The 12,260-nt window shown below is 38.2% G+C and carries 17 protein-coding genes; 10 read left to right on the top strand and 7 right to left on the bottom strand.

Annotation, left to right across the window (positions count from 1 at the left end; translation table 11 throughout):
* Window positions 1–43: 43 nt before the first annotated feature.
* Window positions 44–352, top strand: coding sequence for a PadR family transcriptional regulator (locus ABU914_RS04475; RefSeq protein ID WP_379668555.1), 309 nt, complete (start codon window positions 44–46; stop codon window positions 350–352).
* A gap of 19 nt (window positions 353–371) precedes the next feature.
* On the top strand, window positions 372–1,544 hold the full coding sequence (locus ABU914_RS04470; RefSeq protein WP_379668554.1) for a chromate transporter: 1,173 nt from the start codon (window positions 372–374) through the stop codon (window positions 1,542–1,544).
* A 254-nt stretch (window positions 1,545–1,798) separates the two neighbouring features.
* On the opposite strand, the gene arsC is transcribed toward ABU914_RS04470, so the two are convergent.
* From arsC to ABU914_RS04445, 5 genes are all read right to left on the bottom strand, one after another.
* Window positions 1,799–2,239 (bottom strand): arsenate reductase (thioredoxin), encoded by a 441-nt coding sequence (gene arsC / locus ABU914_RS04465; protein WP_379668553.1) that lies wholly within the window; start codon window positions 2,237–2,239, stop codon window positions 1,799–1,801.
* Between the two features lie 14 nt (window positions 2,240–2,253).
* On the bottom strand, window positions 2,254–3,564 hold the full coding sequence (locus tag ABU914_RS04460) for an arsenic transporter (protein ID WP_379668552.1): 1,311 nt from the start codon (window positions 3,562–3,564) through the stop codon (window positions 2,254–2,256).
* A 96-nt stretch (window positions 3,565–3,660) separates the two neighbouring features.
* Window positions 3,661–3,849, bottom strand: a complete 189-nt coding sequence (locus ABU914_RS04455; RefSeq protein ID WP_379668551.1) for an ArsR/SmtB family transcription factor — start codon at window positions 3,847–3,849, stop codon at window positions 3,661–3,663.
* A 195-nt stretch (window positions 3,850–4,044) separates the two neighbouring features.
* On the bottom strand, window positions 4,045–4,464 hold the full coding sequence (locus ABU914_RS04450; protein ID WP_379668603.1) for a universal stress protein: 420 nt from the start codon (window positions 4,462–4,464) through the stop codon (window positions 4,045–4,047).
* A gap of 14 nt (window positions 4,465–4,478) precedes the next feature.
* Window positions 4,479–4,811 carry an STAS domain-containing protein gene (locus ABU914_RS04445; protein ID WP_379668550.1) on the bottom strand — a complete coding sequence of 111 codons (333 nt, stop codon included), beginning with the start codon at window positions 4,809–4,811 and terminating at the stop codon, window positions 4,479–4,481.
* A gap of 400 nt (window positions 4,812–5,211) precedes the next feature.
* Between ABU914_RS04445 and ABU914_RS04440 the strand changes: the two genes are divergently transcribed.
* The 4 genes from ABU914_RS04440 (at window position 5,212) to ABU914_RS04425 (ending at window position 8,560) form a co-directional block, all read left to right on the top strand.
* Window positions 5,212–6,126: a cation diffusion facilitator family transporter gene (locus tag ABU914_RS04440; protein WP_379668549.1), complete on the top strand. Its 915-nt coding sequence runs from the start codon at window positions 5,212–5,214 to the stop codon at window positions 6,124–6,126.
* The gene (locus ABU914_RS04435) at window positions 6,123–7,064 is read left to right on the top strand and encodes an alpha/beta hydrolase (RefSeq protein ID WP_379668548.1); all 942 of its coding nucleotides are present in this window, start codon (window positions 6,123–6,125) and stop codon (window positions 7,062–7,064) included. Before ABU914_RS04440 ends, ABU914_RS04435 begins: the two co-directional genes overlap by 4 nt.
* Before the next feature lie 15 nt (window positions 7,065–7,079).
* Window positions 7,080–7,370, top strand: a complete 291-nt coding sequence (locus tag ABU914_RS04430) for a hypothetical protein (protein ID WP_379668547.1) — start codon at window positions 7,080–7,082, stop codon at window positions 7,368–7,370.
* A gap of 116 nt (window positions 7,371–7,486) precedes the next feature.
* Window positions 7,487–8,560 carry a D-alanine--D-alanine ligase gene (locus tag ABU914_RS04425; protein ID WP_379668546.1) on the top strand — a complete coding sequence of 358 codons (1,074 nt, stop codon included), beginning with the start codon at window positions 7,487–7,489 and terminating at the stop codon, window positions 8,558–8,560.
* 39 nt (window positions 8,561–8,599) lie between these two features.
* On the opposite strand, the gene ABU914_RS04420 is transcribed toward ABU914_RS04425, so the two are convergent.
* Window positions 8,600–8,698 (bottom strand): YjcZ family sporulation protein, encoded by a 99-nt coding sequence (locus ABU914_RS04420; RefSeq protein WP_379668545.1) that lies wholly within the window; start codon window positions 8,696–8,698, stop codon window positions 8,600–8,602.
* A 219-nt stretch (window positions 8,699–8,917) separates the two neighbouring features.
* On the opposite strand from ABU914_RS04420, the gene yppF reads away from it, so the two are divergent.
* Together yppF and ABU914_RS04410 are read left to right on the top strand one after the other, a co-directional pair.
* The gene (gene yppF, locus ABU914_RS04415; RefSeq protein ID WP_379668544.1) at window positions 8,918–9,118 is read left to right on the top strand and encodes a YppF family protein; all 201 of its coding nucleotides are present in this window, start codon (window positions 8,918–8,920) and stop codon (window positions 9,116–9,118) included.
* A gap of 162 nt (window positions 9,119–9,280) precedes the next feature.
* Complete coding sequence (locus ABU914_RS04410; RefSeq protein WP_379668543.1) at window positions 9,281–9,460, top strand: hypothetical protein; 180 nt, start codon at window positions 9,281–9,283, stop codon at window positions 9,458–9,460.
* Between the two features lie 23 nt (window positions 9,461–9,483).
* Here ABU914_RS04410 and ABU914_RS04405 read toward each other — a convergent pair whose 3' ends face one another.
* Window positions 9,484–10,674: a MalY/PatB family protein gene (locus tag ABU914_RS04405; protein WP_379668542.1), complete on the bottom strand. Its 1,191-nt coding sequence runs from the start codon at window positions 10,672–10,674 to the stop codon at window positions 9,484–9,486.
* Window positions 10,675–11,141: 467 nt separating this feature from the next.
* On the opposite strand from ABU914_RS04405, the gene ABU914_RS04400 reads away from it, so the two are divergent.
* Together ABU914_RS04400 and ABU914_RS04395 are read left to right on the top strand one after the other, a co-directional pair.
* Window positions 11,142–11,330, top strand: a complete 189-nt coding sequence (locus ABU914_RS04400) for a hypothetical protein (RefSeq protein WP_379668541.1) — start codon at window positions 11,142–11,144, stop codon at window positions 11,328–11,330.
* A gap of 134 nt (window positions 11,331–11,464) precedes the next feature.
* On the top strand, window positions 11,465–12,100 hold the full coding sequence (locus tag ABU914_RS04395) for a histidine phosphatase family protein (protein ID WP_379668540.1): 636 nt from the start codon (window positions 11,465–11,467) through the stop codon (window positions 12,098–12,100).
* Window positions 12,101–12,260 lie beyond the last annotated feature (160 nt).

Genomic DNA, 12,260 nt, shown 5'->3' with positions numbered 1-12,260 from the left:
GATATCGAATAACGATATTTATGGAAATAAGGTGATTTTATAAATGGAAGACAAATTGTTGCGCAAGTTATTTCTAGGTTTTATTCATATTCATATTTTGCATCATGCGAAAGAAACGCCAGTTTTTGGTGCATGGATGTTAGAAGAGTTAAGGAGTCATGGTTATAGCATTAGTCCAGGAACTTTATATCCGATTCTTCATTCGATGGAAGAAGAGGGTTTGCTTGAAAAAGAGGCTCGGAATGTCGATGGGAAAATTAGAAAGTATTATACGATTACAGATAAAGGCGATAGAGTCCTTACCGAAGCTAGGAATAAAGCATATGAACTCTTTAAAGAAATTAAAAACTAGAGAACGGTGGAGATGATGAGTGGAGAGAGGAATTCGTACATATGTTGAGATTTTTTGGATTGCAACACGTCTCGGATTGACTTCCTTTGGAGGTCCAGTTGCACATTTAGGTTACTTTCATGAAGAATATGTCCGCAGAAAGAAATGGCTTAATGAAAAAAGCTATGCTGACCTTGTTGTCTTATGTCAATTTTTGCCCGGACCGGCGAGTAGTCAGGTCGGCATTGGTGTAGGTGTATTAAGGGGCGGTGTACTTGGAGGGATTCTTGCATTTATTGGGTTTACGTTTCCATCAGTCGTTGCACTCATTTTGTTTGCTTCGATTCTTGAAGGATTCGGCATTGGAGAAATGGGATGGATTCACGGTTTGAAAATCGTTGCTGTTGTCGTTGTTGCTCATGCCATTCTTGGCATGGCAGAAAAATTAACACCGGATCGTGGGCGGAAACTTATTGCGTTAGTAGCCTTGGTTCTCGTACTCATTTGGCAGACAACCTTTACACAAGTCGGTGTGATCTTACTAGCTGGAGTCATCGGCTATTTCCTTTACAAAGAAAAATCTGATTCGGTCAGTGATACGATGGACTTTCCGATATCCCGGAAATTTGCTGCATTCTGCTTAACACTGTTTTTTGGCTTACTTATTTTTCTACCGTTCGTGAGAGAAGTCACTTCGATTCAATGGATTGCGATGTTTGACAGCTTTTACCGTTCCGGTTCACTCGTTTTTGGAGGAGGTCATGTCGTTCTTCCTCTGCTGGAGCGTGAATTTGTTCCGCTCGGCTGGCTTACTGAAGAAGAGTTTCTCGCAGGTTACGGTGCCGCTCAGGCTGTACCTGGTCCATTATTTACATTTGCAGCGTACATCGGTGTAGTTATTTCGGGCTGGAAAGGTGGGTTACTTGCAACAATAGCGATATTCTTACCGGCGATGCTTCTCATTTTCGGTACACTGCCATTTTGGAATGCATTACGAAACAATCCGAAGATTAAAGGGGCGCTCATAGGAATTAATGCTTCCGTCGTTGGGATTTTAATCGCTGCATTTTACCAGCCGATTTGGACAAGCGCAATCTTTGGTCCGATTGACTTCGTGATTGCTGCTATTTTATTCAGTATGCTTGTTTTTTGGAAGTTGCCACCATGGTCTGTTGTATTAAGTGGAGTTGTTCTCGGTACATTGTTTATTTAATAGATGTTTTATTGTAAATCTTAAAGAGCCTTTTTCTCCAATGTCTAGTTATAGAAATAAAAGATTTCCAGTTTACTCTAGCCGGAATGAAGCCAAATTATGATGACTGCAGCGGTGTGATCGGTAAAAAAAGTCAATGCTCGGATCATTTTTCTCCGATAAGACTCTCTTAGCTTGATTTTTATACATGAACGATAAAGATATGATAGCATCGGAAGAAAGGGGAACGTCATTAAATTTGCCCCTAAACTATTTTATTCACTTCCTAGATTTGCCATTCTCCAATTGCGCTCAAACTCCTTTATTTTTTGCTTAATTTCATCACGCACACGTTGGAAAACTGCCCATTTTTCTCCTGCTGTTCCTTTGGCTTTCGCGGGATCATCAAAGTCCCAGTGCCATTTCATTACATGCGGAGGCGTAACCGGACAATTGTCGTTTGCGTCGCCACATAACGTAATGACGTAGTCTGCTTTATTTAGTAGTTTTTCATCGATAATGTCAGACGTTTGCTTTGAGATATCTACGCCGACTTCATTCATAGCCTTGACAGCTAGCGGGTTTAATCCATGAGCTTCAATTCCAGCTGAATAGACGTCAAATACGTCATTTAAATATTTTTTTCCGAAGCCTTCCGCCATTTGGCTTCGGCACGAATTTCCTGTACATAGAAAGTAAATGATTTTCTTCTCCATTTCGTTTCTCTCCATTACGATCCAATAATTAATAGCCAAAGATAAAGTCCGACTAGTGTGATGAAAAGTGTTGGAATCGTAAGGATGATTCCAATTTTAAAATAGTATCCCCACGTAATATGAACATCTTTTTCTTTTAGGACATGTAGCCAAAGTAACGTTGCAAGCGAGCCGATTGGTGTAATCTTTGGTCCTAAATCTGAGCCGATGACGTTCGCATAAATGAGAGTTTCTCGCAATGTTCCTGTTGTATTCGTATCAGCAATTGCAAGCGCGTCAATCATAACGGTTGGCATATTGTTCATGATTGAGGATAGAACTGCGGCGACAAACCCCATTCCAATCGTTGCTAAAAACATACTTTTATCAGCCATTACTTGGATTAAATCAGTTAAAAGTCCAGTTAAGCCAACGTTTCTTAGTCCGTATACGACGACGTACATCCCGATTGAGAAGAACACAATTGCCCACGGAGCACCATTAATTACTGATGGGATATGTACAGCAGTGCTTCGGTTTGCAAAAAACATGAAGACGATAGCAATGGCTCCAGCTATAAATGAAACCGGGAGTGAGAAAAACTCACTAACAAAATAGCCGATTAACAATATCGAAAGTATACCCCATGATAAACGAAACATTGTATGATCCTTGATCGCTTCGCTAGGAGCTTTCAATTGTACTGCATCAAAGTGTTTTGGAATTTGCTTTCGAAAAAATAAGTATAGAACGAGTAAACTCGCTGACACGCTAAATAAGTTAGGAACGAACATACGTGTCACATATTCAATAAAACCGATCTGAAAATAATCGGCTGAAACAATATTCACTAAGTTACTTACGATAAGCGGAAGTGAAGCCGTATCTGCGATAAATCCTGATGCCATGACGAACGGAAAAATCATTTTCTCTTGAAACTTGAGAGATCGAACCATTGCGAGTACGATCGGGGTTAAAATGAGTGCTGCTCCGTCGTTTGCAAATAAAGCAGATACGATAGCACCTAAAACGATAATGAGTAAAAACATACGTAAACCGCTACCGTTTGCAATGCGAGCCATATGTAATGCTGCCCATTCAAAAAATCCGATTTCATCAAGAATAAGAGAGATGATAATTAGCGCTACGAACGTTAGTGTTGCATTCCAGACAATCGCTGTAACATCGATGACATCTTGAAAGGAGACGACACCAACAGCGAGTGCGAGTATCGCTCCAATGCAAGCAGACCAGCCAATAGATAAACCTTTTGGCTGCCAAATGACGAACGTTAATGTAAGCATAAAAATAAGAATGGCGAAAAGTGTGCTCATCGTTTCCTCCAATGATTTAATTGCATTTTGTTCGTATTGCGTTTAAGTGAATAGGTGGAAGTGTACTTATAGTATGAAGTACGACAGGATAATAGCGATGAGCATGGTTCAGAGAGTAATAGAGGCACTTCTACGTTTATCGTCTTTCACGAGTCCGGCTTCACGTAGCTTTCTTAAATGCTGACTCACTTGGGGCTGACTAATGGTAAGAAGCTCAACGATTTCACATACACATAGCGTGTCGAGACTTAAATATGCCATAATTCTAAAACGATTTTCATCACTAAGTGCTTTCAAGATCTGTTCGATTTCATTGAAACCTATTCACAACACCTTTTATATAAGAAGTTAAATATATAATCATAAATAATACTTTGGTTGTGGATAGTTATCTATTTATATATAGTAATTTTTTTATATATTAATAGAGTGCCATTTGAAAGTAAATAAAACACACTCAAAATTTAAATTTTGGATGTGTTTACCTTCTGTCTATTTCACGATTAAAACAGGACAATCGGCACGCTTAGCGACTTTATGACTGACGCTTCCGAGCACCATTTCTTGTAATGTATTGAGTCCACGGCTTCCGATAACAAGCATATCAAAATTGTTTTTGTTCGCATAGGATACGATCGTCGGTCCAGGAATCCCGTGTAATATTTTAACAGTGTACTCTACTCCTTGCTTTTGTAAAATATCTTCTGCTGGCTTTAATCTTTTCTTGCGTTCTAAATTTAATTTTTCTAAGCTTTCGCTATAAAGAACTTCGCTTTTCGTTTTTGAATAGTCAGCGACACTTAAAATTTCTACTGAACAGTTTTCAGCAAGAAAAGCGATAGTGGCTGCCTGTTTTGTTGCTCGCAATGAGTTTTCTGAACCATCAACCGCAACTAATATTTTTTTATACATCATTCATTCACCGCCTATTTATGAGTTAGATACGATACCGCTAATGTATAAACTAATTTTTCACCTGAAGCGTTTAAATTTGTCATCGTCACTTGGTTGTTTTGTTCTTTCAATTTTAACACAACTTTATCAATGGCACCTACAGCAGATTCGTCCCATATGTGTGAATCCGCAAAATCTATCTTTTTGTTTTTAGACGTGTAATCAAATGCCTCTACAAATTCACTAACTGATGCAAAAAACAATTGTCCGTGTACGACGATAATGTATTTTACTATTTTTTTCTTCTTTTGTGACTTTAATTTTTGATATTTTCGCAACAAAAAAGATCGTGTGGAAAATGACACTTGCTAGTACACTTTTTGATAAGTCATTCGTAAGAACGACAATGACGACGGTAGCGATCATGACAGTCGCATCAGACTTTGTAGCTGTGATGACATATTTGAAGGATGACTAGTCGAATGTTTCGATCGGGTAGAAAATAAAAGTGTTCCATCAATTGTATTTAAAACTTGGAATCCATTTTGCTAGGCTGTTTTGATGTGAGCAGGTTCCTATCATCTACTATTACACTTTCCGTTCATTCTACTTTTGTTGCATTCAGGCAACACTGTTTCTCTAGACCCACACCGTTTCGTTCTGTAAGATAAAGAAGAGTATTTTATTGCTATTGCGATGCACTTTGGTATAAGTAAAAAGATTCTGTTTTCGACGTATGTCGTAAATGTTTTCGAGGTGATTGGATTGTCTTCGCCACGTCCAGCAAAAATTGCAGCGCTATCTATACTGAGCAACAGTTTTGTTTTTTTAATGAAATTAATTGTTGGTGTGATTTCGGGTTCAGTCGCAGTTATATCAGAAGCAATTCATACGTCTCTTGATTTGATGGCGTCAATTATCGCTTTTTTTTCAGTTAGAATTTCGTCAAAACCCCCAGACCGAGAGCATCCCTATGGTCACGGTAAATTTGAAAATGTAGCGGGTACGATAGAAACGTTGCTTATTTTCGTGGCAGGAATTTGGATTATTTATGAATCTGTACAAAAAATATTTGAACCTGCTCCAATTAAAATGCCAATGATTGCTGTGGCTGCGATGCTTTTGGGCGCTACAATTAACTTCGTTGTTGGGAGGAAGGTTCAACATGTTGGTGAGGAATATCGCTCTGTTGCGATGAGTTCGAATGCATTGCACTTATTGACAGATGTCTATGCATCTATCGGTGTTGCCGTCAGCCTTGTCATCGTAAGTTTGACGAATTTTTACATTCTTGATCCATTAATCGGGATTGGAATTGCGCTTTACATTATGAAGGAAGCGTATGATCTTGGTAAAAAATCATTTTTGCCTCTATTAGATACACGGTTATCGAAGGAAGAAGAAGAACGTGTTCATCAAATCATTTCAGCTTATAAAGATGAATATATTGAGTATCATGATTTTCGTTCACGGCGTTCAGGATCAGAAGAGTATATTGATTTTCACCTTGTTGTTCCTTCTCATATGAATGTTGAAACTGCTCATGATTTGTGCGATCGAATTGAAAAAGATATAAAGAAAGTACTACATTCTCCCAAAATATTTATTCATATTGAGCCTGAACATGAACGCTTGCTTTATCATCCGTCAAAAAAAAGTGAAAGGGGAAAAAAGGAATGAACGAAGTCCACGTGTCATTTCAAAGTGATGTTGAATTACGCGGAAGTCTCGTTTTTCCTGAGCAAAAGGTCTCGACCGATACATTCCCAGCGGTTTTACTTTTGCATGGGTCTGGTCCGGTCGACCGAGACGAAAATGCAAAAATGGGGAAAATTAATGCGTTTAAACTATTATCGGATGCTATCGTTCCTCACGGATTTGCAGTGTTGCGTTACGATAAGCGAGGGGTTGGAGAAAGCAAAGGGAACTATCATGAAGCTGGATTATCAGATTTAGTCGCTGATGCGGATGCGGCGTTAACATTTTTAAAAGCACATCCGAACATTGATAAAGAGAGAGTTTTTCTGCTTGGGCATAGTGAAGGCTGCACACTTGCTGTTTTATTACAAAAACAGCAAGCTGTAAAAGGATTGATTTTATTAGCAGGTGCTGCTGAATCGCTAAAGACAACCGTTATGCGACAAGGGGAATTTTTTGCTCGCGACTTTAAAGAAATGACAGGATTGAAAGGCGCCCTCTTTCGCTTTTTAAAAGTTCCGAATAAAATTGCGAAACAACAAAGGAATTTAATTGAACGCATTGAACAATCAACTGAGCCTGTTATTCGTGTAAAAGGTCAGAAAGTGAATGCGAAGTGGATGAAAGAACACTTTGCCTATAATGTCCGAGACGATTTAAAGCACATTACGTGTCCTATTTTAGCCATTACAGGGTCTAAAGATGTTCAAGTGTTGCCTGAGCATGCGAAAGTGTTTGCTGATGGTGTAAGCGGCGAAGCTGAACACCTTATTATAGAAAATATGAATCATCTCCTTCGGCATCAAGAGGAAGACGCGAATATACTTTCATTGAAACAAGTGTATAAACGATCATTTAGAAAACCGTTAGAGCCAAAAATAATCAAGGCTATTCTTGATTGGTTGAAAAAGTATACATAGAAAGCAGGTCAGAAGATGGATGCGAATGAAAAAGAATTAAGAAAAATTCGGATTGCCCTCATCGTTTTTATCGTTATTTTCGCACTGAGTAGTGGAAGCCGCGAAATCAATCTTGAAAACAACAATGCTGACGTAACGATGTTTCAGCACGAGATGGTTTCTCTTGAAGATGGGTATTTCGGAATTTTAACGAATGACGTCTCATGGGAAGATACGGGTAGATTACGTATCTATTATTACGATTCGGATGCGAATGAAGTAACTTTGAAAAAAGTAATTTCGCTTGAAGACCTCCTTTACGAATAAGTCGAATCAACTTTTGCCTAGAAATGAATAGGATACTGCTAGTGATAAGTACGTATAATCATGCTACAATTTAAGTGTTTCTTTATGTTAGTTTAACTTTTTGCAGGGGGTACACGATGAATAATAAAACGATCCTACGTCTGTTATATGGGGGAAAATCAGCAGAACACGACGTTTCAATGCAAACCGCCCGTTCTGTTATTAACGCACTAGACTTTGAGAAATTTGATGTTTATCCAGTGTACATTTCCAAGGAGGGAAAATGGTTTCCGGGTCCGAAACTGACGGAAGAAATTACGGATGTAAATGAACTTGTGTTTGTTCGCAGTGATAATGAAGATAGTCTCATTCCTCCGCAACTGTTAGCGTCGATCTCAAATGATGAAGTTGTTTTTCCGCTACTACACGGTCCGAACGGGGAAGATGGAACGGTGCAAGGATTACTAGAATTATTAAATGTTGCTTATGTTGGAAATGGTGTTGCGGCTTCAGCGGTTGGCATGGATAAAGTGTTTATGAAGCAAGTGTTTGCCGAACATCGTCTTAAGCAACCAAACTATGTTTTTTTTATGAAAAAGGATTGGGAAGAAACGTCAGGCGACATTATCACTAGGATTGCTGAATCATTAGGCTTCCCTTGTTTTGTTAAGCCTGCGAATCTTGGTTCAAGCGTTGGTATTAGTAAATGTACTTCTAAAGAGCAATTAGTGGAAGCAATCGAACTCGCATTTGAATATGACCGGAAAGTAATCGTAGAAGAAGGTATTGTTGGTCGTGAAATCGAAATCGCTGTACTTGGCAACGATGAACCAAAATGTTCGGCTGCTGGAGAGATTGTTCCGAAAACAGACTTTTACGATTATGAAGCAAAATATGAAGATAATAGCACAGAATTATTAATTCCAGCTCAAGTTTCTAACGGTGTATATGAACGTTTGAAAGAAATGTCGATAAAAGCGTTTCAAGCGATTGACGGTTCAGGTCTTGTCAGAGCAGATTTTTTCGTAACAGAAAACGATGACATTTACATTAATGAAATTAATACGATGCCTGGTTTTACACCTTTTAGTATGTATCCGTTACTTTGGAAAGAATCAGGTCTTGACTATTCACAATTGATTGAAAAGCTTGTCCAACTGGCTATCGAACGTTACGAAGAAAAGCAAAAGGTAAAACATACAATGACTTAAAACACTGCCCATTTCTCGGGGCAGTGTTTTAAATATTAATTAGTAGACATAAGCTACTCCTACAATGATGAGTAGGATAAACAATACGACGATTAAAGCAAAGCCAGCGCCGTATCCGCCTCCACCAGCGTAACCCATAATCTCACCTCCAGCTTGTGGCATTACTACATCATATGAAAAGTAAGGCTTGGCGGAAAGGCGCTCGTATATTTTTTTAAATCTTTTTGAGCGTAGTTAAAAGTTCATAGAAAAATGCAATAATATGTCTAAAGTTTTAATTTTCAAAAAAAAGGGAATGGCAAAATTATATGTTATGATATTTTAAAGCGCTTACATTTTAATTAGGGGGGATTATTTTTGAAATTGGAAGAAGTGATGCAGCGTTATGTTGAACGTAAAATGGAGCCTACGAATGCCAATGATTTACTTGATTTTATTCAGCAACTATATGTTTACGGAATGATCCCAATTCAAGAATATCGTGCACTATTTAAACAAGTGCATGACCTCGGCGCGACAAAACCTGAATATTACTTTGATGAGCAAGTGACTGGGTGAAGAAAAAAGGGTACGAAGCCTGCTTTTTCTGCAGGCTTCGTATATTTTTGGTGAGGATTTGTCAATCTCTTGAACAATAAAAAATATTTTTTTACTCATATAGTGAATGATCCGATTCTTTTTTATATAATAAGAAAAAAGAAAAGTTGAGGTGGTGTTATAATGAAACGGCGTGGGAGTCAAATCGATGGCTCGTTCATTTATCGAACCGTTGTTAATAGTGCATCTGGAAATGATGACTTTCAAATCGAAGTTTTCCGTTCAAGAGAAGAGATGGAAAATAACGCTTCACCTTACAAAGTATTGTCAAGCTTAGATGAACTTCTTGATTTTATAGAGTGATACACCTGAGTCTGAAAACAGATTCAGGTGTTTTTTAATGTGTTGACCGCTAGCTTTATGCGATGTAACCCTTCTTCAAGCGTTTTTCGCGGACAAGCAATATTTATCCTTACAAAGCCTTCCCCCGTTTTTCCAAATATGTACCCTTGGTTTAAGGCAACTTTCGCTTCAGTTAGTAAAAATGATTCAAGTTCTTTCACACTTAAGCCTAGCTTGCGGAAATCGAGCCAAATGAGATACGTCCCTTCAGGGGGAATAACGTTGACTTCAGGAATCTGTTCTTCAAAAAAAGAAATTAAAAACTGAACATTGTCCTCGAGATATTCCATAAGATTTTCAAGCCATTGCTCACCATCATTGTATGCTGCTTCAAAGGCGGCAATTGCAAATGAATTTAACATATCACTATTTTCAATTTTTAAGGAACGCTTATATTGTTCACGAATATCTTTGTTCGGAATAATAAGTGCAGACGATTGCAACCCAGCGAGATTGAATGTTTTACTTGGTGCCACACAAGTAATCGATAGATCTTGAAATTCTTTTGATAGCGAAGCAAAAGGAATATGTTGATGCCCTTTGTATATTAAATCACAATGGATTTCATCTGAAATGAGCAAGACGTTATATTTTTTACAAAGTTCGCCAACTTTTATGAGTTCCTTTTTTGTCCATACGCGACCTGCAGGGTTGTGTGGGCTGCAAAAAAGCATAAGTTTACATTCATATTCACGCAGCTTTTGTTCTAAATCGTCAAAGTTAATTTCATACTTTTTATCGTTTAATATGAGTGGATTGTCAATTAAGTTTCGTCCATTTTGTTGAACGACATGAAAGAAAGGATGGTAAACGGGCGATTGAATGATGACGTGATCTCCAGGCTCCGTAAATGCTTGAACGAGCAAACTTAGTGCGGGAACGATTCCGGGTGATACGAGAATCGAGTCTTTTTTAATTTTCCAATCATGTCTACGCTCAAACCATGAAATTAATGATTCATAAAAAGAATCTGGACGTACGGTATAGCCGAAAATACCGTGTTCAGCTACCTTTTTCAACGCTTCAATCACTGCGTTAGGTGCTCGAAAATCCATATCCGCGACCCATAAAGGCAGAACATTGGCTTTGCCGAATCGTTCTTCAAGTGCATCCCATTTTAAAGAATTCGTCTTGTACCGATTAATCACTTTATCGAATTGGTGTGGTGTCATCATGTTGCCTCCTCTTGTAATCAATATCGTCTTTAAGTGTAGTCTGTGCACGATTACCCGTCAAAAAAAACAGAATAGATGAAAAAGGGCGTACACGCTTTTGATTCAAATCATACCATAATACTAACAGGGACTGTTCAAAAAGGAGGATAACGGACATAAAATACGCGCCACTCAATGATATTTTTACTCGTTTTGCTTTCACTTCAACACTGGAAAATGATTTGGAGCCTTAATACTCGCTAAGCGTGTTTAGATGACCCGAACTTGCCTAGGAGGTGCTTAAGTACACCGTCTATAAGTTTCGTTCAGGTTTACTGTATACTCGATGAACCTTCGTTTGAATTGTGTAGGAACGGCGGACTTACGCATCTTTTAATCACATCGAACTGATTTACATCCTAGTGAATTTTCAAGCTTTTTTGAACAACCTCTAAAAAAGGAGCATTATAGAGAAAGGAGGAGTAAACTTGTATTTGCTACCATATTTTCTTGCTCTGCTTTCAGGAGTTGCTTTGTTCCTCATTGCACCTGAAATTCCATTTTTAACATCACTACTCACTCCGTTTGGTTTAGTAATCATCGTGTTATTCGCTGTCGTTATTATTATACACGCTCTTCTGTTGCTTTTCGGAAGACCAAATTCGAATTTGCGATAGCGTCCAAAACTCGGTCAATATGGCCGAGTTTTATTATTTTCCAATCAAATCTCTGTGACAATTCGGAATTTCAAGTATAATAGTGGCAACGTAATTTTTTCGATAGATATATAGTAGTTGGGGGAGGAAAACAGATGAAAATTTATTTAATTCGTCATGGAGAATCTGAACATAATGTTGATCGTTTTTTAATGGCACATACGCATGATTCAAAATTTGCGCTAACCGAAAAAGGACAAAAACAAGCTGAATTAACCGGGGAATTTATGCAAGGTATATTAAATGAAAAATCGATATTTTACGTTTCACCTTATTTACGAACGATTCAAACAGCGAACGCCATTTATGCAAAAGTACCTGAATCGGTTCCATTTTATGAAAGCCCGCTTTTAAGGGAGTGGGAGCTCGGAAATTTATATGATTTCAACGATCGTCCGCCTGAACTAAAACGTGAGTTTAAAGCTGCAGGAGCATTTTATTTCCGCTATCACCATGGTGAATCGATGGCAGATGTCTATTTGCGTGCGTCGTTATTTTATAACACTGTCGTTCAAAGACTTGAAGCGAAACAAGCTCATGATCATCTCGTCGTTGTTTCACATGCTGCTTTTATTGAAATGGTAAAAGGTTTTCTATTAAATTGGACAGTAGAGAGAATGACAGATTTCAAACCAGTTGAGAATGGCTCAGTGACACTGATTGGTGAAATTGATGGTCAATTTCACGCAGAAAAAATTTTTGTACCAGAAGTAGATAAAGTGACAAAGTAAGCAGGCTATCTAGTTGAATGAAATTACGCTAGTTGAAGCTATTCACTTGTTTTGCTCTGTTAACCTTTTAGTGGTTATTACCGTAAGTAAATACATCAGTTGATTGGATCGGAGGAAATACGCGAAGACTCCTGCGGGAAAGCGAAGTGTATTTCTGAAG

It is taken from the genome of Pueribacillus sp. YX66 (assembly GCF_041725775.1).
GTDB lineage: Bacteria > Bacillota > Bacilli > Bacillales > UBA6769 > Pueribacillus.
This window is presented reverse-complemented; position numbering and strand designations above follow the sequence as displayed.